This is a genomic window from Burkholderia sp. Se-20373 (assembly GCF_017104705.1).
Lineage (GTDB): Bacteria > Pseudomonadota > Gammaproteobacteria > Burkholderiales > Burkholderiaceae > Burkholderia.
Genome location: NZ_JAAGPH010000032.1, coordinates 1 through 24,552, shown reverse-complemented (window position 1 = coordinate 24,552; position 24,552 = coordinate 1). Strand labels below are relative to the sequence as shown.

At 67.7% G+C, this 24,552-nt stretch carries 25 protein-coding genes and 2 pseudogenes; 14 read left to right on the top strand and 13 right to left on the bottom strand.

The genetic code is table 11. From position 1 onward, the window contains the following. From otnK to denD, 5 genes are all read left to right on the top strand, one after another. Positions 1–1,299, top strand: coding sequence for a 3-oxo-tetronate kinase (gene otnK / locus G3N96_RS13590; protein WP_206137536.1), 1,299 nt, complete (start codon positions 1–3; stop codon positions 1,297–1,299). Continuing rightward, complete coding sequence (locus G3N96_RS13585; RefSeq protein WP_206137535.1) at positions 1,296–1,934, top strand: aldolase; 639 nt, start codon at positions 1,296–1,298, stop codon at positions 1,932–1,934. Before otnK ends, G3N96_RS13585 begins: the two co-directional genes overlap by 4 nt. 112 nt (positions 1,935–2,046) lie before the next feature. Then, entirely contained in the window at positions 2,047–3,372 is a 1,326-nt protein-coding gene (locus G3N96_RS13580; RefSeq protein ID WP_206137534.1) for an MFS transporter, read from the top strand. Positions 3,373–3,452: 80 nt separating this feature from the next. Then, complete coding sequence (gene otnI, locus G3N96_RS13575) at positions 3,453–4,229, top strand: 2-oxo-tetronate isomerase (protein ID WP_124585127.1); 777 nt, start codon at positions 3,453–3,455, stop codon at positions 4,227–4,229. 28 nt (positions 4,230–4,257) lie between these two features. Continuing rightward, positions 4,258–5,229 (top strand): D-erythronate dehydrogenase, encoded by a 972-nt coding sequence (denD, locus tag G3N96_RS13570; protein WP_206137533.1) that lies wholly within the window; start codon positions 4,258–4,260, stop codon positions 5,227–5,229. 49 nt (positions 5,230–5,278) lie between these two features. On the opposite strand, the gene G3N96_RS13565 is transcribed toward denD, so the two are convergent. From G3N96_RS13565 to G3N96_RS13555, 3 genes are all read right to left on the bottom strand, one after another. Continuing rightward, positions 5,279–6,367 carry a lysylphosphatidylglycerol synthase domain-containing protein gene (locus tag G3N96_RS13565; RefSeq protein WP_206137532.1) on the bottom strand — a complete coding sequence of 363 codons (1,089 nt, stop codon included), beginning with the start codon at positions 6,365–6,367 and terminating at the stop codon, positions 5,279–5,281. Then, positions 6,364–7,533 carry a bacteriohopanetetrol glucosamine biosynthesis glycosyltransferase HpnI gene (gene hpnI / locus G3N96_RS13560; RefSeq protein WP_206137531.1) on the bottom strand — a complete coding sequence of 390 codons (1,170 nt, stop codon included), beginning with the start codon at positions 7,531–7,533 and terminating at the stop codon, positions 6,364–6,366. Before hpnI ends, G3N96_RS13565 begins: the two co-directional genes overlap by 4 nt. A 62-nt stretch (positions 7,534–7,595) precedes the next feature. After that, positions 7,596–7,946, bottom strand: a complete 351-nt coding sequence (locus G3N96_RS13555) for a hypothetical protein (RefSeq protein WP_124585136.1) — start codon at positions 7,944–7,946, stop codon at positions 7,596–7,598. Between the two features lie 294 nt (positions 7,947–8,240). On the opposite strand from G3N96_RS13555, the gene G3N96_RS13550 reads away from it, so the two are divergent. From G3N96_RS13550 to G3N96_RS13540, 3 genes are all read left to right on the top strand, one after another. Continuing rightward, positions 8,241–8,900, top strand: coding sequence for a response regulator (locus G3N96_RS13550; protein ID WP_206137530.1), 660 nt, complete (start codon positions 8,241–8,243; stop codon positions 8,898–8,900). Then, positions 8,897–10,333, top strand: a complete 1,437-nt coding sequence (locus tag G3N96_RS13545; protein ID WP_206137529.1) for an ATP-binding protein — start codon at positions 8,897–8,899, stop codon at positions 10,331–10,333. The genes G3N96_RS13550 and G3N96_RS13545 overlap by 4 nt, the downstream gene beginning before the upstream one ends. Before the next feature lie 69 nt (positions 10,334–10,402). Next, the gene (locus G3N96_RS13540; RefSeq protein ID WP_124585140.1) at positions 10,403–10,930 is read left to right on the top strand and encodes a cytochrome b; all 528 of its coding nucleotides are present in this window, start codon (positions 10,403–10,405) and stop codon (positions 10,928–10,930) included. A gap of 266 nt (positions 10,931–11,196) precedes the next feature. Here the strand turns inward: G3N96_RS13540 and G3N96_RS13535 are convergent, their stop codons facing one another. Then, on the bottom strand, positions 11,197–11,472 hold the full coding sequence (locus G3N96_RS13535) for a DUF4148 domain-containing protein (RefSeq protein ID WP_206137528.1): 276 nt from the start codon (positions 11,470–11,472) through the stop codon (positions 11,197–11,199). A gap of 80 nt (positions 11,473–11,552) precedes the next feature. After that, positions 11,553–11,897, bottom strand: a complete 345-nt coding sequence (locus G3N96_RS13530; RefSeq protein ID WP_206137527.1) for a DUF4148 domain-containing protein — start codon at positions 11,895–11,897, stop codon at positions 11,553–11,555. A 243-nt stretch (positions 11,898–12,140) separates the two neighbouring features. Here G3N96_RS13530 and G3N96_RS13525 point away from each other — a divergent pair, with 243 nt between their 5' ends. Next, a complete protein-coding gene (locus tag G3N96_RS13525) occupies positions 12,141–12,830 on the top strand; it encodes an aspartyl/asparaginyl beta-hydroxylase domain-containing protein (protein ID WP_206137526.1) in 690 nt (229 codons plus the stop codon). A 25-nt stretch (positions 12,831–12,855) separates the two neighbouring features. Here G3N96_RS13525 and G3N96_RS13520 read toward each other — a convergent pair whose 3' ends face one another. After that, the gene (locus G3N96_RS13520; protein ID WP_206137525.1) at positions 12,856–13,812 is read right to left on the bottom strand and encodes a LysR substrate-binding domain-containing protein; all 957 of its coding nucleotides are present in this window, start codon (positions 13,810–13,812) and stop codon (positions 12,856–12,858) included. Between the two features lie 80 nt (positions 13,813–13,892). Here G3N96_RS13520 and G3N96_RS13515 point away from each other — a divergent pair, with 80 nt between their 5' ends. The 3 genes from G3N96_RS13515 (at position 13,893) to G3N96_RS13505 (ending at position 15,894) form a co-directional block, all read left to right on the top strand. Beyond that, positions 13,893–14,291, top strand: a complete 399-nt coding sequence (locus G3N96_RS13515; RefSeq protein ID WP_124585152.1) for a nuclear transport factor 2 family protein — start codon at positions 13,893–13,895, stop codon at positions 14,289–14,291. A gap of 121 nt (positions 14,292–14,412) precedes the next feature. Then, the gene (locus tag G3N96_RS13510; protein ID WP_043180651.1) at positions 14,413–14,682 is read left to right on the top strand and encodes a MoaD/ThiS family protein; all 270 of its coding nucleotides are present in this window, start codon (positions 14,413–14,415) and stop codon (positions 14,680–14,682) included. Positions 14,683–14,748: 66 nt separating this feature from the next. Next, on the top strand, positions 14,749–15,894 hold the full coding sequence (locus G3N96_RS13505; protein WP_206137524.1) for an exo-alpha-sialidase: 1,146 nt from the start codon (positions 14,749–14,751) through the stop codon (positions 15,892–15,894). Between the two features lie 49 nt (positions 15,895–15,943). Here the strand turns inward: G3N96_RS13505 and G3N96_RS13500 are convergent, their stop codons facing one another. After that, positions 15,944–16,873: a LysR substrate-binding domain-containing protein gene (locus G3N96_RS13500; RefSeq protein WP_206137523.1), complete on the bottom strand. Its 930-nt coding sequence runs from the start codon at positions 16,871–16,873 to the stop codon at positions 15,944–15,946. 147 nt (positions 16,874–17,020) lie between these two features. Here G3N96_RS13500 and G3N96_RS13495 point away from each other — a divergent pair, with 147 nt between their 5' ends. Beyond that, complete coding sequence (locus G3N96_RS13495) at positions 17,021–17,446, top strand: PACE efflux transporter (RefSeq protein ID WP_206137522.1); 426 nt, start codon at positions 17,021–17,023, stop codon at positions 17,444–17,446. Between the two features lie 38 nt (positions 17,447–17,484). Here the strand turns inward: G3N96_RS13495 and G3N96_RS13490 are convergent, their stop codons facing one another. From G3N96_RS13490 to G3N96_RS13465, 6 genes and pseudogenes are all read right to left on the bottom strand, one after another. Continuing rightward, a complete protein-coding gene (locus tag G3N96_RS13490; RefSeq protein ID WP_206137521.1) occupies positions 17,485–18,243 on the bottom strand; it encodes a hypothetical protein in 759 nt (252 codons plus the stop codon). Positions 18,244–18,386: 143 nt separating this feature from the next. Next, positions 18,387–19,013 (bottom strand): trimeric intracellular cation channel family protein, encoded by a 627-nt coding sequence (locus tag G3N96_RS13485; protein ID WP_124585175.1) that lies wholly within the window; start codon positions 19,011–19,013, stop codon positions 18,387–18,389. Positions 19,014–19,315: 302 nt separating this feature from the next. Then, on the bottom strand, positions 19,316–20,263 hold the full coding sequence (locus G3N96_RS13480; RefSeq protein WP_206137520.1) for a choline ABC transporter substrate-binding protein: 948 nt from the start codon (positions 20,261–20,263) through the stop codon (positions 19,316–19,318). Between the two features lie 98 nt (positions 20,264–20,361). Further along, positions 20,362–21,360, bottom strand: coding sequence for a GlxA family transcriptional regulator (locus G3N96_RS13475; RefSeq protein ID WP_039346651.1), 999 nt, complete (start codon positions 21,358–21,360; stop codon positions 20,362–20,364). Positions 21,361–21,467: 107 nt separating this feature from the next. Further along, the gene (gene choW, locus G3N96_RS13470; RefSeq protein ID WP_089441685.1) at positions 21,468–22,364 is read right to left on the bottom strand and encodes a choline ABC transporter permease subunit; all 897 of its coding nucleotides are present in this window, start codon (positions 22,362–22,364) and stop codon (positions 21,468–21,470) included. Continuing rightward, positions 22,357–23,860 (bottom strand): annotated as a pseudogene (locus G3N96_RS13465) (glycine betaine/L-proline ABC transporter ATP-binding protein); the annotation flags it as partial. The pseudogene G3N96_RS13465 and the gene choW, both read right to left, overlap by 8 nt. Before the next feature lie 271 nt (positions 23,861–24,131). On the opposite strand from G3N96_RS13465, the pseudogene G3N96_RS13460 reads away from it, so the two are divergent. Further along, positions 24,132–24,552, top strand: a pseudogene (locus G3N96_RS13460) (DUF2339 domain-containing protein); the annotation flags it as partial.

Sequence of the window (24,552 nt, the reverse complement as noted above, 5' to 3'; positions counted from 1 at the left end):
ATGACCGCTTCCGCTTCCCGTCCCCTGCTCGGCTGCATCGCCGACGATTTCACCGGCGCGACCGATCTCGCGAACATGCTCGTGAAGAGCGGCATGCGCACCGTGCAGACGATCGGCGTGCCCGCCGACGGCGCCGCAGACACCCCGCTCGACGCCGACGCGATCGTCGTCGCACTGAAGTCGCGCACGATCCCCGCGGCCGACGCCGTCGCGCAATCGCTCGCCGCCTACGAATGGCTGCGCGCGCAAGGCTGCCGGCAGTTCTTCTTCAAGTACTGCTCGACATTCGATTCGACCGACGCCGGCAACATCGGGCCCGTCGCCGATGCGCTGCTCGATGCGGCCGGCGGCGGCTTCACGATCGCGTGCCCGGCGTTCCCCGAGAACGGCCGCACGATCTATCGCGGCCACCTGTTCGTCGGCGACGTGCTGCTGAACGAATCGGGGATGGAGAATCATCCGCTCACGCCGATGCAGGACGCGAACCTCGTGCGCGTGCTGCAGCGGCAGACGAAGTCGCCGGTCGGCCTGATCCGCTACGACACGATCGCGCTGGGCGCGGCCGCCGTCCGCACGCGAATCGAGCAACTGCGCGCGGAAGGCGTGCGCTTCGCGATCGCCGACGCGCTGTCGGATCGCGACCTCTACGTACTCGGCGAAGCGTGCGCGGGCCTGCCGCTCGTCACCGGCGGCTCGGGCATTGCGCTCGGCCTGCCTGCGAATTTCCGCCGCGCGGAGCAACTGCCCGAGCGCGACAACGCAGCGTCGCTGCCGCGCATCGAAGGGCTCTCGACCGTGCTCGCCGGCAGCGCGTCGAAGGCCACCAACGCGCAGGTCGCCGCCTGGCGCGCCACGCGGCCGAGCTTCCGCATCGATCCGCTCGCGGCCTCGCGCGGCGAGCCCGTCGTCGACCAGGCGCTCGCGTTCGCGCGCTCGCACCTGCCGCAGCCGGTGCTGATCTATGCGACCGCGACGCCCGATGAAGTAAAGGCCGTGCAGCAGGCGCTCGGCGTCGACGCGGCCGGCCATCTCGTCGAAGCCACGCTCGCGGCGATCGCGCGGGGGCTGCGCGATCTCGGCGTGCGCAAGTTCGTCGTCGCCGGCGGCGAAACGTCCGGCGCGGTCGTGCAGGCGCTCGACGTGAAATCGCTGCAGATCGGCGCGCAGATCGATCCGGGCGTGCCGGCGACGGCCACCATCGACGCGCAGCCGCTCGGCCTCGCGCTGAAGTCCGGCAACTTCGGCGCCACGGACTTTTTCGACAAGGCGCTGCGCGCGCTGGACGGAGCCGCACGATGAGCGTCGAAGCAAAACTGCGCGAAGAGATCTGCGTGGTCGGTGCGAGCCTGTATGCGCGCGGCCACGCGGTCGGCAGCGCCGGCAACATCAGCGCGCGCCTCGCCGACGGCTGGCTGATCACGCCGACCGATGCCTGCCTCGGCCGGCTCGACCCGAACGACATCGCGAAAGTCGGCCTCGACGGCCAGCCCGTATCGGGCGGCAAGCCATCGAAGACGCTCGCGCTGCATCGCGGCATCTACGCGCGCAATGCCGAAGCGAACGGCGTCGTCCACACGCATTCGACGCATCTCGTCGCGCTGACGCTCGCGGGCGTGTGGCGCGACACCGACGTGCTGCCGCCGATCACGCCGTACTACGTGATGAAGGTCGGCCACATTCCGCTGATCCGCTACCGCCGCCCCGGTGATCCGGGCGTTGCCGCCGAAGTCGCGGCGCTCGCCGACCAGGTGCGCGGCGTGCTGCTCGAGCGCCTCGGCCCGGTGATGTGGGGGCCGTCGGTGTCGCACGCGTCGTACGCGCTCGAGGAGCTCGAGGAAACGGCGCGGCTGTGGCTGATGACGCACCCGCAACCCGAACCGCTCGACGACGCCGCGCTCGACGAACTGCGCGCCAGCTTCGGCGCGCGCTGGTAGCGACGCGCCACGCAACGATTCCCATGCCCGCCGTGTGCGCGGGCCCTTCCGTCAGCACACACACGACCGGCGACGTACGCGCCGCCGGCACACGACATCATTGGAGACGACGATGACTGCTCTCGACGCGGCCGCTGGCCGCTCGCCCGCCGCGCCCGCCCATGCCGCGGAACTCGACCGCACCTACAAGAAAGTGTTCTGGCGCATCGTGCCGTTCCTGATGCTCTGCTACGTGGTCGCGTATCTCGACCGCGTGAACGTCGGCTTCGCGAAGCTGCAGATGTCGCAGGATCTCGCGTTCAGCGAAACGGTGTTCGGGCTCGGCGCCGGCATCTTCTTTCTGGGCTATTTTCTGTTCGAACTGCCAAGCAACCTGCTGATGCATCGCATCGGCGCACGCATCTGGATCGCACGGATCATGATCACGTGGGGCCTGCTGTCCGCGTTGTTCGCGTTCGTGCAAACGCCGACGCAGTTCTACGTGCTGCGCTTCCTGCTCGGCCTCGCGGAAGCCGGCTTCTATCCCGGCGTGATCCTGTACCTCACGTACTGGTTCCCGTCGCATCGCCGCGCGAAGATCATCGCGGTGTTCATGTCCGCGATTCCCGTGTCGGGCATCTTCGGCAACCCGCTGTCGGGCTGGATCATGGAGCACTTCCACGGCGGCTCGGGCTTCCACGGCTGGCAATGGATGTTCATGATCGAAGCCGTGCCGGCCGTGCTCGTCGGCATCGCGACGATCCTGTATCTCGACAACAGCATCCGCGGCGCGAAGTGGCTCGACGAGCGCGAGAAGCAGCTGCTGGAGGACGAGATCGCCGCGCAGCCGCAGGAACAGCAGCAGCACGGCCATTCGCTGAAGGCCGTGTTCGCGGACCCGCGCATGTGGTGGATGTCGCTGATCTACTTCGCGTTCGTCACCGGCCAGTACGGCCTCACGTTCTGGATGCCGACGCTCGTCAAGTCGACCGGCATCACCGATACGCTGCAGATCGGCCTGCTGTCGGCCATTCCGTTCCTCGTCGCGATCGTCGTGATGAACCTGTTCGGCCACAGCGCGGACAAGCGCCGCGAACGCCGCTGGCACCTGATCGTGCCGGCGCTGATGGGCGCGCTCGGGTTTGCGGTCGCCGCGTCGTACTCGCACAATACGGCGGTGTCGATCGTGTTCCTGTCGCTCGCGGCGGGCGGCGTGCTGACCTGCGCCCCGCTGTTCTGGTCGCTGCCGACCGCGTTCCTCGCGGGCTCCGCGGCCGCGGCCGGGATCGCGATCATCAACTCGGTCGGCAACCTCGCCGGGTTCGCGAGCCCGTACGTGATCGGCTACCTGAAGGACGTCACGCACAGCACGGCGTCCGGCATGTACGTGCTCGCCGCGATGCTCGTGATCGGCGCGATCGCGGTGTGGCTCACGCCTGCGAAACTCGTGAACCGCTGATTCGCCCCGCGAACGATCCGGCCGCCATTCGGCGCGGGGCGCCGTGCGCCCCGCCCCATTCATTCACAGGACCCGCTGCCATGCCACGCTTCGCCGCCAACCTCTCGATGATGTACACCGAGCACGCGTTCCTCGAACGCTTCGCCGCTGCCGCCTACGACGGCTTCAAGGCCGTCGAGTACCTGTTCCCGTACGACTTCGCCGCCGAGGACATCCGTGCACGGCTCGACGCGCACCACCTCGAGCAGGCGCTGTTCAACGCGCCGCCCGGCGACTGGGCCGCGGGCGAACGCGGCACTGCGTCGCTGCCGGGCCGCGAGGACGAGTTCCGGCGCGGCATCGATCAGGCGCTCGACTATGCGCGCGTGCTCGGCAACAAGAAGCTGCACGTGATGGCCGGCATGGTGCCGCCGGGCGCCGACCGTGCCCGCCATCGAGACACCTACCTCGCGAACCTGCGCCATGCGACGCAGGCCGCCGCCGCGCACGGCATCACGATCCTGATCGAGCCGATCAACCAGCGCGACATGCCCGGCTATTTCCTGAGCCGCCAGGACGACGCGCAGGCGATCTGCGCGGAAGTCGGCGCGCCGAACCTGAAGGTGCAGTTCGACTGCTACCACTGCCAGATCGTCGAAGGCGATCTCGCGATGAAGCTCAAGCGCGATTTCGCGGGCATCGGCCATATCCAGATCGCGGGCGTGCCCGAGCGCCACGAGCCGGATCTCGGCGAACTCAACTACCCGTACCTGTTCGCGCTGATCGACGCGCTCGGCTATGACGGCTGGATCGGCTGCGAGTACCGCCCGAAGGCCGGCACGTCCGAAGGGCTCGGCTGGCTCAAGCCGTATCTGTAATTCCAGCATTCTTCCGAGGGTAAAGAACATGAAAGTACTGATCACCGGCGGCGCCGGCTTTCTCGGCCAGCGTCTCGCGCGCAAGCTGCTCGAGCGCGGCGAACTGACCGGCCCCGACGGCCGCAGCGAGAAGATCGACGAGCTGGTGCTGCTCGACGTCGTCGCGGGCAGCGATTTCGGCGACGCGCGCGTGACGTCGATCGTCGGCGACATCGCCGAGCGCGCGGTGCTCGACCGCGCGATCGACACGCAGACCGGCGCGATCTTCCACCTCGCGGCAATCGTCAGCGGGCAGGCCGAAGCCGATTTCGATCTCGGCATGCGGATCAACCTCGACGCGTCGCGCACGCTGCTCGAAGTATGCCGCGCGCGCGGCCATCGGCCGCGCGTCGTGTTCACGAGCTCCGTCGCGGTCTATGGCGGCACGCTGCCCGACATCGTGCAGGACGACACCGCGCTGAACCCGCAATCGTCGTACGGCGCCGAAAAGGCGATCGCCGAGCTGCTGCTGTGCGACTACGCGCGGCGCGGCTTCGTCGACGGCCGTGTGCTGCGGCTGCCGACGATCAGCGTGCGGCCGGGCCGCCCGAATGCGGCTGCGTCGTCGTTCGCGAGCGGCATCATCCGCGAGCCGCTGAACGGCGAGGAAAGCGTGTGCCCGGTGCCGGGTTCGACGCGGCTGTGGCTGCTGTCGCCGCGCGGCGCGATCGAAGCGCTCGTCGCGGGCTGCGAGATCGACAGCGCGAAGCTCGGCAACAAACGGGTGATCAATCTGCCCGGCCTGTCGGTATCGGTCGACGAAATGATCGCGGCGCTGCGCGAGGTCGCGGGCGACGACGTCGTGAAGCGGATCCGCCATGTGCCGGACGAACGCGTCGAGAAGATCGTCGGCAGCTGGCCGGGCCGCTGGGATACGTCGCGCGCGGAGGCGCTCGGGTTGAAGGGCGACACGTCGTTCGCGGACGTGATCCGCAGCCATCTCGCCGGCGAACGGCGCTGATTCCCCGCACCGCCCGCCGCACGTGGCGAGCAGCGGCTGCCCGGTCACATCACCGCGGCCGGGCCGATTCCCCGATGGGCAACGGCGCGCGTTTCGTTCCGCCCGGCCGGTTCGCCGAACCGGCCGCCCACTGCCAGGCCAGCAGGCCCGGCAGATAGAACAGCAGGTCGCGCACGCGGCGGGCGCCGGCCAGCGCGAGACAGGTCGGCGGGTCGAACCCGAGCAGCCCGCCGATCAGCACGAACCCGCCCTCCTGCACGCCGAGCCCGCCCGGCATCAGGAACGCGATGCTGCTCACGAGCTGGATCAGCGCCTCGATCGCGAGCGCCTGCGCGAACGTCGGCTCCGCGCCGAGGAAAACCAGCGCGAGCCAGATTTCCAGTGCATAGCCGACGAACTGCAGCGTCTGCCAGATCACGAGATAACGCACGACGATGCCGGTCTTTCTCCAGATCATCCGGATCGACTGATCGGTGCGCGCCGACTCGCCGACCAGCGCCACCACCTTGCCGCTCGTGACGCGGTTGAGCACGCGCATCGCGCGTTCGAACGGCCGCGCATGCTGCACCAGCGCGAACAGCAGCAGCACCGGCACCAGCGCGGCCATGCCGATCGCGAGGTTGCCGGCCACGCGCGCGGCGTCTGACGACACGTGCTCGAGCACGTAGCCGATCGCGACCAGCGCGAACACCAGCTGGCTGATCAGCGTCAGCTGCATGTCGGCGACGAGGCTGGCGACGGCGGTCGCCGGCCGCACGCCCGCCTGCCGCAGCAGGCCGAACGACACGATCTCGCCGCCGATCCGCGCGACCGGCAACAACCCGTTGATCGATTCGCGGATCCACACGAGCTTCAGCATCGTCGCGAACGACGGCCGGCGCGGGCTGCGAATCAGCATCCGCCAGTCCCACGCATTCGCGAGCATCGGCAGGATGTGCGCCAGCGCCGCGAGCAACAGCCCCGCGCCGGCGATCTGCAGGCGATGCAGGATGTCGAGCGGATGCTCGCGCCAGATCAGCCACACGGCGAGCGCGAGCCCGCCCAGCGCCGCCACCTGCCCCACACGGCGAAGCCGTGCGTCGCCCCGCGCGGCGTTGCGCTCCGCGGCATCGGCAGCGGGGTTAGCCGGTGTCGTCATGATTCGCTCGCGGGCGACAGCAGGCCTTCGCGGTCGACGCGAAAACGCGTGCCGCGCCACACGACATGCGACGAGAAGAAGCTCGATACGAACACGAAGAACTGCAGGAGATCGACGAACGGCAGCCAGAGCGCGCCGCGCAGGCCCGCGCCGGTCGCCCGGCTCGTTTTCAGCATCAGCAGCGCCCGCGCGGCGAGCGCCGCGACCGCCAGCCCGCACGCGACGGCCGTGCCGCCGGAGAACAGCAGCGCCAGCAGCGCGAGCGGCACCGGGTGCATCAGCACCGAGCCGGCGTGACCGAGCCGGTCCGCCGCGCGGATCGTGCAGCTCCAGCGCAATTCGTGCGCGTACAGCTTCGCGAACGTTTCCTCGACGCACGCATGCCCGACGACGAACGGCGGAATGACGACCTGCGCGCCCACCTGCCGCACCGCTTCGCCCAGCGCATGATCCTCGGCCAGGTGATGCGCGAAACGCGTGAGCCCGCCGATGCGTTCGAGCGTCGCACGCGTGATCGCAATCGTCTGGCCAAAGCAGGGCCGTGCGCGCCCGATGAAGAGCCCGGTGATCACGCCCGGCAGGAAATGGTAGTTCGTCATCGCGACGGCGACACCGGGCCAGAAGCCCGGCGATGCGATGCCGCGATACACGCTCGTGACGATGCCGACCTCCGGCTGCTGCAGCGCGCCGACGACGGCGCGCAGATAATCGCGCTCGACCAGCACGTCGCTGTCGGCGAGACAGAGCACCGAATACTCCGCGTGCTCGAGCATGTTCACGAGATTGGCGATCTTGCGGTTCGGCCCGTAGAGCCGCGCATCGGCGACGACCTTGATGTTCGCGTCGGGGTAGCGCGCCCGCAGCGCCTCGACGGCCCCGAGGGCCTTGTCGTTCGCATCGTGCACGCCGAACAGGTGCTGGACCGGCCCCGGATAATTCTGCACGAAGAAGCTTTCGAGATGCTGTCCGAGTTGCCACTCGTCGCCGTGCAGCGGCTTCGCGACGGTGACGCCCGGATACTCGCGCGGCTCGGCCGCCGCCCGGGAAAAGAACCGGCCGACCAGCACGCTGGCCGTGATCGTGTAGGCAATGCCCAGTATCACGCCCAGCCCGCAGACGATCGACATTGCCCCGGCCAGCGCGCGCAGCACATGCAGCAAAACCATGCTTCTCCCCAGTGATGACCCGTGCGACCACGACACCCGGGAGCCGCCGCGCGCACGCGGGGTCACCCGTGCACGCCGCCGTATCGATTCCCGTGGAGCCGGATGTGAAGGACGACCAAGCGACGATACGCGCAATCAGATGACACGACTACCGTGCGGTGATCGATTCCTGTCACGCGCACGCAGCCGCAGGCGAGCGCGGCCCGGAACGCGACGTCGGCAAGCTTGCGGGCTGAAAGGATCGCGGTGGCCACCGCGATGACGACCCAGACGCGAAACGTCATCGTGGTGAAAAATGCTTCGGGTACGCGCCATGCAAGCAACGACACCAGCATGAAACACTGAATCAACATGCCGGCCAGCGCGGCGATCAGCAGGTGGGCGCGCCATCGCCCGATCGTCGAGGATGCCATGAGGAATGAACCTCCCGTTCGGACGACTCCCATCGACCTGGGACCGATCGGAAGCGTCGCGGATTGACGGGCAAGCTTGCGCGGCAAGTGCCGGACAGGCGCAACCCGGTTCGGGATCCAGGGAAGCGGAGCACCACCCGAGAAATGTTGTGGCCGATGGTAGCGGGATTACCGGCGGCAAACCTTAAGCGTTCTTCAGAATCGGAGGAAGCTTGACGCAGCACAATTACAATCCGTTGCACGGGATGCAGGGTTGCACTCGTACAATCGCAGCCATCTGCACCCGAATCGACCATGCGACTCCTCCTTGTTGAAGACGACGACCTGATCGGCAGCGGTCTCGAGATCAGCCTCAGCCAGGCCGGCTATCACGTCGACTGGTTGCGCGACGGACACGCGGCCGCCGCGGCGCTCGCGACGACGCGCTTCGCGCTCGTCGTGCTCGATCTCGGCCTGCCGGGGAAATCGGGCACGGATCTGCTGCGCGCCTTGCGCGATGCCGGCGACACGGTCCCGGTGCTGGTGCTGACCGCGCGCGGCACCGTGGCCGACCGGGTCCGCGGCCTCGACGACGGCGCGGACGACTATCTCGCGAAGCCGTTCGAGCTGACCGAGGTGCTGGCCCGTTGTCGTGCGCTCGTGCGCCGCTCGCAGGGCCGCGCCGGCGACGAGATCGTGTGGCGCGACATCACGATCGACCTCACCGCCCACACCGTGACACGCGATGCGTCGCGCATCGCACTGACCTCGCGCGAGTGGGCCATCCTGGTTCAGCTCGTCAGCCACCCGGGTGCGCCGCAATCGCGCGCGCGCCTCGAAGACACCCTGTACGGCTGGCAGGAAGGTATCGAAAGCAATGCGATCGAGGTCCATGTCTCGAACTTGCGCAAGAAACTCGGCGCGGACCTGATCCGCACCGTTCGCGGCATCGGTTACGTCGTCGACCTCGCATGATCTCCCGCTCGATACGGCGCCGCGTGTCGTCGATGGCGCTCGGCTGCGTGACCGTCGTGTGGCTCGTCGCCGTATTCGGCAGCTTCCGTTATGCGACGCGCGAGATCGGCGAATGGGAAGATGCGCGCCTCGTCGAATACGCGTCGCTGCTGGTCGATCTTTCTCCCGCCGACCTCGAACGCCTCGCCCGTGTTCCGCCCGATGCACGCGTCGAACTGGATCGTGGCCATTCGAAGCCCGGCCCCGTGACCGACGGCGATCGCCTGCCGCGCGACGTGCTGTTCGAGGTACGCGACGCCCAGGGCCATGTCGTCGCGTCGAGCCTTCCAGCCGAAGCGGCCGGGTTGCCCGGCACGCGCAACGCGCGCGGCACGCCTGAAACGATCGTCATTCACGACGCACCGTGGCGCACGCACACGTTGCGCGACGACGCGTCGGGGCGCTGGATACGCGTGATGGAAATCGCCAACACGCGCAGCGACCTGGCGACCGGCATCGCGCGCGGCATCGTCCTGCCGCTGATCGTCGCACTCCCGGTGCTGGCGCTGCTTCTCTGGTACCTGATCGGGCGCGGTCTCGCACCGTTGAAGACGCTGTCGGCGCTGATCGGTGCACGCGACGCACGATCGCTCGAACCGCTCGGCATCGCCACCGTGCCGGACGAAGTGCGCGCGCTGGTCGACGCGATCGATCGACTGCTGGCGAGGCTTCGGCAATCGATCGTGCGCGAGCGCGCGTTCACGTCCGACGCCGCGCATGAACTCAAGACGCCGCTCGCCGCGATCAAGGTCCAGGCCCAGGTGGCAATCGCGACCGACGATCCTGCATGCAAGCAACTGGCGATGCAGCGGGTCGTTCAAGGCGTGGACCGTAGCGCGCGTCTCGCCGAACAACTGCTGCTGCTCGCGCGACTCGACGAATACGACCGCATTCCGACACGTGCCGTCGTCGTTCGCGAACTCGTCGAAGCCGCCATCGATCGCCATCTCGCGAAGGCATCGGACAAGGCCATCGCGCTCGTGGCAGGCACCGTATCCGGACGGGCGATCGAAGCCGATCCGATCCTGATCGGCATCCTGCTCGACAACCTCGTCGACAACGCCGTCAAGTACGGCCGCCAGGGCGGCCGCATCGAGATCGGTGTGGACGATGACGGCACGCGGCAACGCATCGCCGTGTGCGACGACGGGCCCGGTGTCGTACCCGGCGAGCACGAGCGGCTCGGCGACCGTTTCTATCGGGGCAGCGGCGTGCAATCGCCCGGCAGCGGGCTCGGATTGTCGATCGTCACACGCATCGCCCAGTATTTCGGCGGCACCGTGCAGTTCGGGGCCGGCATCGGCGGGCGGGGCCTCGGCGTCGTGATCACGCTGCCGTCGGCGGGCGCGGGCGAACCCGGCGGCCCGCCGTCACGTGCGATACCCCGTGCTTAACGTTTCGTTAAGGATACGACCGTAGAATTCCCACGATTGATACCTTCCCCCCGTACGCCGGGAGTCTCCATGTCCACGCCCGCTCGATATGACACCGTTGCGCGCTCGCTTCACTGGCTGATCGTCGCGCTGGTCATCGCGCAATATGCGATCGGCTGGACGATGCCCGACGTGCATCGCGACACGCAGCCCGTCGGCCTGATCGCCGCCCACCTCCTCGTGGGAACCGCGCTGCTCGCGGCGATGGCTTGCCGCGTGCTGTGGCGCGTGACGCATCGCCCGCCCGCGAGTGACCTGCCGCCCGCGATGCGCGCACTGTCGGGCGCGACGCATTTCGCGCTCTACGCGCTGCTGATCGCGGTGCCGCTGCTCGGCTGGATCAACGCGTCGTCGCGCGCCTGGAGCGTGACGTTGCTCGGAATCGTGCCGTTGCCCGCGCTGTCGGCGGCCGGCTCCGCATTCGGCCACGCGATGGGCGACGTGCACGGCATCCTCGCGTGGGCACTGTTCGTCGGCATTTGCCTGCACGTGGCGGCCGCGCTCGCGCACCGCTTCGTGCTGCGCGATCAGGTCATGCAGCGCATGACGCCCTGGTGATCGCCATGCCGGCGGCACCGCATGGCATCGCGCGCATGTGCCGGATTGCCGCCGATACCGATACCGTCTTCGTTCCGGTTCATCGCACGCCCGGCCGGCCGCTCATCGCACGCGGCCGATGAGATGATCGCGCCGCCGCGCGAAGCGGCGCGCGATGACGGGCAGCGCGGCCGGCGCCCTCCTGCCGCGTCGAGCGGCACGAAGGGCTGTGGTACTGCCGTGTCGCGAACACGCCGGCCTGAAGTCGCACAAGACCATGTCGACACCTAGTTGCTGGTCTGCGCCGGCATGCCGGAGGCCGGTGCGTGCGCGGCGGCAGCCGCCATCCGGGCCCGGTCCTGCTCGGCAAGCTTCGCTTCCGCCGCCTGGATGTCCGCCGGATACTCGCCGTCGTCTCCCTTCGCCGGGTCGTACCCGGCCGCTTCCAGGCGGATCAATTCGTCGCGAACCTGCGCACGCGTCAGCGGCGCGGCCGATTGCGCGAAGGCCGACTGAGCGACGATCGCGCCGATCATCGTCAGTACTGCGATATAGGTTTTCATCATGAACTCCTTCAATGTTCCGTATCGATCAACCGTGTTGAATACCTTGAATGCCTGACCCGCGAACGCAGGCCGCTGCGTCAGCTTCCGAAATAGACCGTGCAGAAACTCGCGGGGCCGACGCAGGCGGCAGAACCCTGGCGCGGCGACATCGTCGCCGGCCTGCCCGCTTCGGATGACGCGGCCGGATCGCTGCCGACCGCCGTGCTGGCCCGATGTGCCGACATCTGTTCGACCTGCCGCTGGAACAGCGGGCTCACGTCCGGATACGACGTATCGGTCACGAAGCGCAGCCCGTTGTTTTCGGCGTCGATCAGTTCCTGCCTGACCTGCGCGCGCGTCAGTGCCTGTGCCGACGCTTGCGTCGCGATACCCGCGAGAGAAATCGCCGCCACCGCGGCGGCCACCAGCCAATGCGTGTTCATGTTCCACTCCTTGAGAAGTCAACGAGACGACGTGCTACACCCGTATGACGACGGAGCGCGTGCGTTTATTCCCGCGCGTCGCACAACCCGGATCACGTGGCTTCTCGAGCGCCCGGAGCACCCGGGGTGGACGTTCATGCAACTGTCATTCTTTCGTCAGCCGGCGTAACCTGACGTAACGCAGCGCCCGCCGCGCTTCGGGCAGACTGACGTCACCCCTTACGGATCGCCCTTCGATCGACCATGTCCGTCGCTTACGACTATGCAGCCGGCTTGCTGCGCACGCTGTACGACCGCCATCTCGACGGCGGCGCGGTGCTCGATCCGGCCGTGTTTCCCGACGCCGAGCGTTTCGTCCGTGCGTGGACCGACATCCAGGCAGAGGCGTTCGCCGTGGCGCGCGACATGGCCCGCATCCCGCGCTTTCACGAGATCATGCGCGAGCAGTACGACATCTCGGCCAACGATGCGCGCGACTGGCGGATGTTCATCATGCAGGCGTACGGCCAGCCGTTCCCGCGCAACCTGTCGCGCTGCCCGACCGTCGCGTCGATCGTCGCGGCATCGCCGGACGTGCTGTCCGCATCGCTGTCGTTCCTCGCGCCCGGCAAGCACATTCCACCGCATCGCGGGCCGTTTCGCGGCATCCTGCGCGGCTATCTGGTGCTGTCGATGCCGACGCGCGCGGACGGCACGCCGGCCGCCGTGCTGAAGGTCGACGGCCACGAATACCGGCTCGAGGAAGGACGTTTCCTGCTGTGGGACGACACCTTCCTGCACGAGGTGTGGAACGACAGCGACGCAGTGCGGATCGTGCTGCTGCTCGATATCCGCCGGCGCGGGATGCCGCGCCTGCTCACGTGGCTGTCGAATGCGGTGATTGGCGTCGTGCGGATCGGGATCAGGATGCGCGGGCGGTCGATTCCGGTTTAGCGCGCGTGAGCGGCGTGGCTTCCCGTCACGCCACGCGCGGCGAATCGTCCTGTGCCAGTTCCGTCAGGATCGACGTCAGCGCGCGAATCTTGGGCTGCATCGCACGCGGCGACGGGTACACGAGGAAATAGCCGAGACCGTTGTCCACGACGTCGCCAAACGGGGCAACCAGCGTCCCGGCCGCGAGCCGGTCCCGGGCCATGCGCGGGTCGCCGATCGCCACGCCGTGCCCCTGCTCGGCGGCGGTGAGCGTCAATTCGAGCGTGTCCAGTACGAGCCCGGTTTCCGGGTCGACCTGCGTCGCGCCGACGGCCGCGAGCCAGCCGCGCCACTCGTCGTGCCCGTGGGCGGGATGAAGCAGCGTGGCCTGCGCAAGGTCGGCGATCGATCTCAACGAAGCGGCCAGCGTGCCGGTACACATCGGTGTCAGCCGCTCTGCAAAGAGCGGAACCGACACCATGCCGGCCCAGTGCCCGGCGCCTCGTACGACGATCGCGTCGACGTCGGTTCCGGCGAAATCCGGCGTGTCGTCCGCCGACGTCTGGATACGCAGCTCGGTCCGCGGGAGTGCGCGATTGATCGCCGGGAGACGCGGCAGCAGCCAGCGGATCGCGAAGGTCGACGGCAACCGCAGCGTGAGAACCGGCGCGACGCCGCTATGCGCCTCCGCGTGGCGTGCCAGTTGCGTCAAGACGTCGACGGCCACCGTCAGCAACGCGCCGCCTTCCGCAGTCAGTGTCAGCCCCGACGCATGACGCACGAACAGCGCGCACCCGTAATGCACTTCCAGTTGCTGCACCTGACGGCTCACCGCCCCCTGGGTCCGGCACAGATGATCCGCGGCCCGGCTGAAGCTGCCCAGTTCGGCCGCGGCAACGAAAGCCTGGAACGCCGTCAACGGCGGCAGGGCTCGCGTGAGTTCGGCCAGCGGGTATGCACGGGCCGCATGCCCGGGTTGCGGATTTTTCGATTGTTCGGACATCTGTGCATCGCTATCGTGGTTGCGCCGGCTCCGCCTCGCCTGTCGCGGCCCGGCTCGTCAACAACCCGCGGAGAAAGAGAATGGACCCATCGTCGAAGGCACTATACACGCGGCAGGTCGACACCTACCTGAAAGCGCTCGAGCGCGGCGACGTCGCCGCGATCTGCGCATTGTTCACGCCGGATGCGCGGATTTTTTCGCCGTTTCTCGGCTGGATGCAGCCGATACCGTTCTTCGACAAGGTCGCTTCGGCATCCGGACAAAGCCGCATCACGGCGATCGACATCTGTGTCAGTGCGACCGGCGCGCGACGGGCAACCGGTTACTTCGTGTACGACTGGGGGCTGAAGGACGGCTCGGCGGTGCAGTTCGAATGCGTCGACGTGTTCGAATTCGACGAAAGCGGACTCGTCGAGCGCATGGTCATCGTCTATGACACGCATCCGGTCAGGGCGGCGGTGGGCGACAAGTACGCGTGACCGAAGCGCCCGACGGTGCGACCCCGCAAGACCAAACCGACGAGGATCCAGCCCCGTCGCCCCCGCTGGATCGCCTAAACTACAGACCGTCCCCTCCGCGCGGCTCCTGCCAGCCACCGCCATGGCGCACCTCTTCTTCGCCGCCTCGATCCAGCGGCATATCGAAACGCCCGAGCGCGAAATCGACGCCCACTCGGTCGGCGAGGCATTCGACACCGTTTTCGGCGAGCAGCCGCGGCTGCGCGGCTACATCCTCGACGACCAGGGTGCGCTGCGCAAACACCTGTCGGTATTCATCGACGGCCAGCCGATCCGCGACCGGCAACACCTGTCCGATGTGCTCGGCGACGCCAGCCGGGTCTATGTCGTGCAGGCGTTGACGGGCGGATAAGGGGACGTATGCACCAGCACCGGCCGCGCACCCCAACGTCAGGCCGGGCATCCGGAGACATCGCAAATGAACGATCGACTGCTCGTCGCCACCCGCAAGGGCCTGTTCGTCCTGCAGGCCGACGGCCACGGCGGCTGGACGCTCGGTGAGCCGCACTTCGCCGGCGAGCCGGTCAGCATGGCGCTCGCCGACCCGCGCGACGGCACGCTGTATGCCGCGGTGAACCTCGGCCATTTCGGCGTCAAGCTGCACCGCAGGCGCGCAGGCGCCGCCGACTGGGAAGAATGCGCAGTCCCGGTCTATCCGCCGCAGCCCGCCGAGGCGTCGCCGACCCGTGCCGATCCGCACGGCGGCAGCGGCAACACCGACGACGAGCCTGCCGGGTCGCCGCCGCCGTGGACCCTTCAGCAAATCTGGTCGCTCGAAACCGGCGGCGCGGACGAACCCGGCGTGCTGTGGGCCGGCACGATTCCCGGCGGCCTGTTCCGCTCCGACGACCATGCCGATTCGTGGGTGCTCAACCGCCCGCTATGGGATCGCCCGGAGCGCGCCGAATGGGGCGGCGGCGGATACGATGCGCCGGGCATCCATTCGGTGATGGTCGATCCGCGCGACAGCCGGCACGTGATGGTCGGCATCTCGTGCGGCGGCGTCTGGCAGACCGCCGACGGCGGCGCGACGTGGCGCGTGACCGCCGACGGCATGGAAGCCGACTACATGCCGCCCGAACGACGCGGTGAGCCCAACGCGCAGGACCCGCATCGCGTCGTGCAGTGCGCGGCCAACCCGGACGTGCTGTGGACGCAGCATCACTGCGCGATCTTCCGCTCGACCGACGGCGCCGAACACTGGCGGCGCATCGAGGCGCAGCCTTCGAGCTTCGGCTTCGCGGTAGTCGTGCACCCGCATGAACCGGACACCGCGTGGTTCGTGCCGGCCGTGAAGGACGCGTGCCGGATTCCGGTGGACGGCCGGTTCGTCGTCACGCGCACACGCGACGGCGGGCGCAGTTTCGAGCAATTCACGAACGGGCTGCCGAGTGCGCCGGCGTACGACCTCGTGTATCGGCACGGGCTCGCGATCGATGACACGGGCACGCGCCTCGCGATGGGATCGACGACTGGCGGGTTATGGACGTCCGGCGACGGCGGCGAAAACTGGCAACTGGTGTCTGCGCATTTGCCGCCGGTGTATTGCGTCAGGTTCGGGTGAAGGTGGGGGTGCGGGCAGGTCGGTTCGCATCCGGCCCGCACGACCCGCTTTACCGCTCAACGCCCGCCCCCATCCGCCCCACTGCCTCCCGCGTCTGCGCAATCTCCGCCTCGAGCCAGTCGAGAAACGACCCGACCTGCGGCTCGCGCTCCCGCCCCGGCCGGCACAGCGCGACAAAACGCGCGCCCTGGATCCGCACCGCCGGCTCGATCGGCATCAGCGCCCCGTGCTCGACATGCTCCGCAGCGAGCACCGAACTGAGCAGCGCGATGCCCTGCCCGTGCAGCACCGCCTGCAACGCGTAATGCTCGTCGTCGTAGTGGCGAAACACCGCGCGCTCGAGCCACGCGTCGCGGCCGGCCGCGCGACACCACGACACCCAGTCGACCGACACCGGCAGCGGCGTATCCCACACGGTCTCGATCAGGTCGAGCGGCTCGTCCGTGCGATGCGCGTCGAACCCGGCGGCTGCATACGCGCCGAAATACTCGTCGATCAGCGCAATCTCGTGCAGCGCCGGAAACGTGCGCGACGTCGCTCGAATCGCAAGATCGATCCGCGCATCGCGTTCGAGATCCGCGAGCGTGTTGCCGGTTTCGATCTTGATGTGCAGTTGCGGATCGACCTGACGAAACCGCCCGAGGCGCGGAATCAGCCACATCGCGGCGAACGCGGGCGTGGTGGTCAGCACGAGCGTACGCTCGTCGGCCGCCTCGGGCCGCACCGCGTCGAGCCCGCGGCTCAATGCGAGCAGCGCATCGTGACTCGCGCGAAACAGGCGTTCGCCTTCGTCCGTGAGCCGCACGCCGCTCGCGCCGCGCTCGAACAGCAGCACGCCGAGCCGGCTCTCGAGCGACTTGATCTGATGCGACACGGCGGCCGGCGTCACGGACAGTTCGTCCGCGGCAGCCTTGAACGCGCCGAGCCGCGCCGACGACTCGAATACACGCAATGCGGTCAGGGGGATTTTCGAGAACACGGGGCCTCGCGGGCCGGCTCGGGCCGGGTTGAATTCAATTGAATCCGGGTGAGATTAGGTGAATTGAAGCGGGCGTGCAACGCGGATAGCCTTGCTGGACGTCGCGGCACGGTGCCGCGGCGCGTCGTGTCGAACCGGAGCAACAACGTGCAAGGCCTACCGCGCAGGATCACGCAGGCGGTGCTCTACGAAGCGATCGCGATTTCCTGCATCTCGCCGGTGATCGCGGCGATCTTCAAGCAGGACCTCGTCTATTCGGGCGCGCTGTCGGCGACGATGTCGGCGATCGCGATGCTGTGGAACATGATCTTCAACGCGCTGTTCGAGCGCTGGGAAGCGTCGCGTCGTCAGCCGACACGCACGCTCGGGCGGCGGATCCTCCACGCGATCGGATTCGAAGGCGGGCTGATCTTCATCCTGGTGCCGGTCGTGGCGGGGTGGCTCGACATCTCGTGGCTCGACGCGTTCGTCGTCGACATCGGGCTGTTCGCGTTCTTCTTCTGCTACGCGTTCGTGTTCCAGTGGGCGTTCGATCGGGTGTTCGACGCGCCGGCGGCGACGAAGGGGTCGTGAGATGGGTGCGAGGTACTCACCCCGCGAGGCGGGCAAAGTCAGATCCGGTCGAAGTTGAACGACGTCACGCCAGGCAAACCATCGACCCGCTGCACGTCGACACCGCACCAGGCGCCGATCATACCGGCCATGCGGCGCGCTTGCTCGCCGTCGTTGATCCGTCCCATCAGGTCGATCGGCTGACGGCTACGAAACACAAGCACGAGCTGCGCCAGGTCGCTCTGGATCTTCACCAGCGATCCGCCCACGACCGCGCCGTCGATACTTTTCCGGCCACCGACCAGCAGGTGCTCCAGATCGCGACACGCGTAGCTACTCAGCACCGGCTTGCGCAGCAGCCGCGTGGTGCGAATGTCGATCCAGCGTTCGTCGTCGCGCCAGCAAAAATGCGCTTCGCGCAGCGGACCGGCAAACCAGCGCGCGCGCATCAGCTTGCGGCCGATCCAGATCAACAGCACGCCCGCGCCGGCGACGAACACACCGAAGACGCCAAGCCCAAGCCATTCGTACCATGCATGCAATTCGTCACGGGTGACGCTCCCGGCAAGCAGCGGTACGCCCATCATGCAGGCCAGTCCCAACGCACTCAGCCCGAAGCCGAACGACCACCACACGAAGTGACCCATGCGCATGCGCCGCGGCGACAGGATCAGGTCCCGGCCGTCGGGCACGCACGCATAGCCGGCCTCGAACACCCACCGGTCCGGCGTCAGCGGCCAGATCATCATGCAGATCAAGCCCAGTGCGCCCAGCGCGACGGTGGCCCAACCCAGGATTGCTTCGACGAGAGGCGGCATAGGCGTACCCGATTGCGATCCATTGCGCTGCGCGAAACGAACGTCCGGTCCGGTTCGGATCAGTGGTCGCGATTCTGTCCCATCCTTTTCCGCCCGGCAAGCGGCTGCGGCTGCGGCTTCGCGAAGTGTGCTGGAAGCGCCGTTTACGCCCCGCCCGCGATTTTCGGCAACTGCCAGCCGAAGCGCACGGCCGCCATCCGCAGCGCAAAGCAGGCGATGCCGCCGAGCACGGCCGCGACGACCGGCGGACAACCGAGCCGCCGGCACGATACGACAACGACCGCACCAAGCAGTGCCGCGCTCGCATAAATATCCGTGACCAGCACGACCGGTATCCGCGCGAGCAGCACGTCGCGCACGACGCCGCCGCCGCACCCGGTCACGGCACCCATCAGCGTCGCGATGAATGGGTGGACCCGGAATTCGAGCGCCTTCACCGCGCCCGCGACCGCGAACAACGCAAGGCCGGCCGCATCGAGCGTCGTGAGCATCGACGGCGAGAACTCGGCCACCCGCGCATGAAAGACGAACGCGAACAGCCCGGACGCGAACGCGAGCGCCGGATAGCGCCAGTCGCTCACGGCGCTCGGTGGCCGTGCGCCGATCAGCAGATCGCGGATCACGCCGCCGCCGAGTGCGACGACGAGCGACAGCACCATCACACCGAACAGGTCGAGCCCGGCGCCGATCGCGGCATTGGCACCCTCGACCGCGAACACCGCCGTGCCCGCGAGATCGGCGGCCAGCACCACTTGCTCGATGCGCTTCATGCGCGTGAATGGCCGCAGTGCGGCATCGTCCGGCTGCAGCCTGCGTCGCGACAAGCCGACGCGCCGTTCGGCCTCGGCCGCCTGCCGGCCACCTGCCGCCATCCGGATACCTCAAGCGCACTGCGTATCATGACCGCCTCCTCGATCGGAATCGGGCAGTCTAGCGCATCGACCGCTCACGGTCGGGCCGCGCATGAAGCCGAATGCAAAAAGCTGGCGGAAGCAGGATGTGTACCCTGCTTCCGCCGGCTCGACAGCACGCCGGGCCTCCGGTCAGGACCGCGAAGCCCCGCGCACCTCGCTCAGTGCACGCCGAGATAGGCCTTCACCGCCGGCAGGCCCGGCTTGCCGTCGAGCGTCGTCACGCCGGCGAGCCACTTGTCGAGCGCCTGCGGGTTCGCCTTCAGCCACTCGGCCGCCGCCTTGTTCGGGTCTTCCTTGTTCATGATCGGCATCATCACGTGGTTCTCGATCGACGTCGTGAACTGCAGATTCGACACGAACTTCGCGACGTTCGGGCAGCGCTGCGAGTAGTCGGGCGGCGTCGCCGTCAGCACCTTCGCTTCGCCGTAGTTCGGGCCGAACACGTCGTCGCCGCCGCTCAGGTAGTCGATCTTCATCTGCACGTTCATCGGATGCGGTTCCCAGCCGAGGAACACGATCCACTGCTTGTCGCGGATCGCGCGATTCACCTCGACCAGCATCCCGGCCTCGCTCGACTCGACCATCTTGAACTTGCCGAGGCCGAACTGGTTGCCGTCGATCATCTTCTTGATCAGCAGGTTGCCGTCGTTGCCCGGTTCGATCCCGTAGATCTTGCCGTTCAGCTTGTCCGCGTACTTCTGAATATCCGCGAACGACTTCAGGCCGCCCTGGTACACGTAGTCGGGCACCGCGAGCGTGTATTTCGCACCGGTCAGGTTCGGCGTCGACAGCACCTTGATCTGGCCGGCCTTCGTGAACGGCTGGATGATCGGGTCCATCGTCGGCGACCAGTAGCCGAGGAACACGTCGATCTGCTTGCTCTTGATGCCGGCGAACGTGATCGGCACCGAGGCGATCGTCTTCGTCGGGCTGTAGCCGAGCCCCTGCAGCATCGTCGATGCGAGGCCCGTGGTCGCCGCGATGTCGGACCAGCCGACGTCCGCGAAGCGCACGTTCTTGCACACGGGCGGATCGGCCGCATACACGGCCGACATCGGCGCGGTTATCCCGATCCCGCACACCGCTGCGATCAATAGGCGCTTCATCTTGCTTCTCCTCAAAGTGATGTCGTTTGCTTGAATGCGGGATCGTTTATTGAAGCCGCGCGCCGCGATCCCGGCAGCGTCGCGGACCATTGGGTCGGTCAGCGCCCCGGCAACCGGCGCTCGTAGCTCGGCGCGTGGCCGAACTGCGCACGATAGGCCTTGCTGAAATGGCAGGGCGAATGAAAGCCGCAGACCGTCGTCACGCGTGCGATCGACGCGTCGGTCGTGCGCAGCAGGTCGCGCGCGCGCTTCAGGCGCAGCGTCAGGTAATAGTGGGTCGGCGACACGTTCAGGTACACCTTGAACATGCGCTGCAGGTGCCGCTGCGACAGCCGCACGAGCCGCGCGAGCTCCTCGAGCGACAGCGGCTCCTCGATGTTCGCCTCCATCAGCCGCACGACCTCGATCAGCTCCGCGCGCGAGAAGCCGACGCGCGCATCGACCGGAATCGGCTGCGTGTCGGTCGAGCTGCGGATGCGCTCCAGGATGAACTGCTCGGATACCTGCGCGGCCAATTGCTGGCCGAAGCGCATCCCGACGAGGTTCAGCATCAGGTCGAGCGGCGCGGTGCCGCCGGTGCAGGTCAGCCGGTCGCGATCGACGACGAACAGTTCATCGGCGAAACCGACCTGCGGAAACTCCGAATGCAGCGCGGACAGGTTCTCCCAGTGCACGGTGCAGCGATAGCCGTCGAGCAGCCCGCTCGACATCAGCGCATACGCGCCCGTGCAGATGCCGCCGAGCGGCAGGCCACGTTCGGCGAGTGCCGCGAGCGTATCGCGCGCGCCTTCGTCGACCACGTCGCGGATGCGGATGCCGCCGCACACGATCATCACGTCGGGCAGGTTCGTGTAGTCGAGCGCCTGCGTGGGCCTTACCGCGATGCCGTTGCTGGCGTGAACCGGACTGCCGTCGAGCGAATAGATCGACCACTGGTAGTGATCGGCGCGCCCGACGTAGTTCGCCATCCGAAGCACTTCGACGGCACTCGAGAACGCGATCATCGAAAAGTTCGGCAGCGTCAGGAAGCCGAAATGGGCGAGCGATGAAACCGGTGAAACGCAGGCTGCGGGCGCGACAGCGACGGCGGACGTCACATCGGTCTCCTGTCGAGGAGGTTGCAGGGGGCCAGCCCCGCGGCGGATGCCGCGGAGGCCGTTATCCGAGTTCAGGATGAGCGGCCGGGAGTTCCGGCCGCCGGAGGTCAAGCCTGCGCGGGCGAGGCCTTCACGCGAAACAGCTGCTTGAGACCCGAGAACAGCGGCGCCTTCACGGTGCCCGGCGCACGGCCGAAGCTTTCGGTGATGCGGTCGAGAATGATCGCGAGCAGCACGACCGACAGACCGCTTTCGAAACCGAGGCCGATGTCGAGGCGCTGGATACTGGCGAGCACGTCGTTGCCCAGGCCGCCCGCACCCACCATCGACGCGATGATCACCATCGACAGCGCCATCATGATCGTCTGGTTCACGCCCTGCATGATCGACGGCAGCGCATTCGGAAACTGCACCTTGTACAGCAGCTGCCACGGCGTGCAGCCGAAGGCCTGACCGGCTTCGACGATCTCGCGGTTCACGTGGCGGATCCCGAGGCTCGTCAGGCGCACCGCGGGCGGCATCGCGAAGATCACCGTCGACAAAATCCCCGGCACGCGGCCGAGACCGAACAGCATGGCAGCCGGAATCAGGTAGACGAAGGCCGGCATCGTCTGCATCAGGTCGAGGATCGGGCGCACGATCGCGGCGACCCACTTGCTCTTCGCGGCCCAGATGCCGAGCGGGATGCCGAGCACGAGGCTGATGATCGTCGACGACAGCGTGAGGCCGAGCGTGATGACCGTCTGGTCCCAGAAGCCCGTCGCGAAGATCAGCAGCAGCGACAGCGTCGTGAACAGCGCGAAGCGCCAGCCCACCCGCCACAGCCCGACGCCGATGAAGATGGCCATCATCAGCCACATCGGGATCGCCTGCAGGCCGTGCTCGACGAATGCCGCGAGCCCCTCGATCGCCTGGCCGATCGTGTCGAACGTCTTGGCGTCGTGGTCGAGCAGGTAGTGAACGGACTGGTCGACCCAGGTACCGAGCGGAATCATTTCAGACATGGGAACCTCGCGAACGCGTGATGGCCTTCAGGATGAGCGCACGATCGACCGAGCCGCAGTAGCAGCCGTCGTCGTCGACGACCGGCAGGGCATTCGGGCTCGCGACCACACGCGCGACGACATGTTCGAGCGACGCGTCGCGCCGGATGGATTCGATCGGGCTCACGGACGGCGTGGCCTGACCGATCGCATCGCGCGTGACGAAGCCGCGGATCTTGCGTTGCGCATCGAGCACGAACGCATAGTCGGCACTGCCGTTCAGCGTCGCCGCGACGTTCGCGGCATCGCACTTCGACACGATCGGCACGGCGCCCGTCTGCATCAGGTCGCCGGCAGTCAGGTAGCGGCTGGTGTCGATGCCGTCGAAGAACGCGCGCACGTAATCGTCGGCCGGGTTCGCGATGATGTCCTGCGGCGTGCCGACCTGCACGAGCCGGCCACCTTCCATGATCGCGATGCGGTTGCCGATGCGCAGCGCTTCTTCCAGATCGTGCGACACGAACATGATCGTGCGGCGTTGTTCCTTCTGCAGTTGCAGCAGCACATCCTGCATTTCCCGGCGCTTGAGCGGATCGAGCGCGGAGAACGCCTCGTCCATGATCATCAGCGACGGGTTCACGGCCAGCGCGCGGGCGAGGCCGACGCGCTGCTGCATGCCGCCCGACAGCTCGGACGGCAGCTTGTGCGAGAACGGGGCGAGGCCGACCTGCTCGAGCACTTCCATCGCGCGCCGCTCGCGCTCCTTCTTGCCCATGCCCGCGACTTCCAGGCCGAACGCGGCGTTCGACACCACGGAGCGATGCGGCATCAGCGCGAACGACTGGAACACCATGCTCATGTCCTTGCGGCGCAGCGCGGTCAGCGCCGAGCGGCGCGCCGACGCGACGTCGAGCCCGTCGATCATCACCTTGCCGGCGCTGGGATCGACCAGCCGGTTCACGAGGCGGATCAGCGTGGATTTGCCGGAGCCGGACAGGCCCATCAGCACGAAAATTTCGCCTTCCTGCACATCGAAGGAGACGTTGTGCACGCCGACGACCTGGCCGGTGCGCTTGAGCACATCGTCCTTCGTCGCGCCGGCGGCGAGCATGTCGAGCGCCTGCTGCGGGTTACTTCCAAACACCTTGCACAGACCTTCGACCACGACCTTGGGGGCATCCATCGAAACCTTCTCCTCGTGTAGCGGGGACTCGCGCTTGTCTTAGCGTGCCTACATAGTTGCCAGAAAAAACCCCGACCTGCCGACGAATTACGACAAACGCTTGCGCAAATACGACACGGCCTCCAGCCCCGCCGGGCGGGCCGCGGCACGCGGCGGCACCCGATTGCGGCGGCGCAATACGCGCGAGGCCAGCAACGGCGGGCATCGCGCGTCGGACTTGTGCGCAGCAGCGCAGCGCGGATCGCGTCGCGCGTTGCGCCAATTCGCATCGGGCACGCGTCGCTTTACGACAATTTCACGTCCGATCACGCGCCGATCTGCTCAGACGAAAGCGCCTCGCCCCCACCCATAAAAAGCATGACCGTGCAAAAAGCCGCGCGGCGACACCGGACGGTACACGCCGCGGTACCGCGCCAACCCGGAAAATCCCCGACAGCCGCTGTGATACATTCCCCGCCAACAGGCTGCTCGCGACGCAGGCCGCCACGCGGCCACCGTGGTCAGCAGCGCATGCCGGTTCGCCTGCCGGCCATGCCGATACCGCCTCGATCGGCCGAACATCCGATCGCAGGCCGATAACGATACGAGAGAGGGAGCAAGGCGAGATGAACTGGGCTTTTACCGCAATCGGCTTCATCGTGGGCGGGATTGCCGCATGGATCGGGGATGTCTCCGCCATCACCGGCGCAGTGCTCGGCGCCGCGATCGGGTTCTGCCTCGACAACACGCTGCAACAGCGCAAGCGCAAGAACAAAGGCACGGCCCCCGCTGCGTTCGCGATGCAGGCACCGCCCGCCCAGCCGCCGGTTCCACTGGCCGAGCGCGTCGCACGCCTCGAGGCGACCGTCGAGACGCTGACGCGCGAAGTCGCGTCGTTGCGCGGCCAGCTGGCCGGCGCGAAGGCCGGCTCGGCCGCGACCGTGTACACGCCCGCCGGGGCCGCCTCTGCCTCTGCCTCGGCAGCCCCATCCGCATCTTTCCCGCCTTCGGCCGTCCTGCCACCGCGCGCGCCTGCCCAGCCGGCCG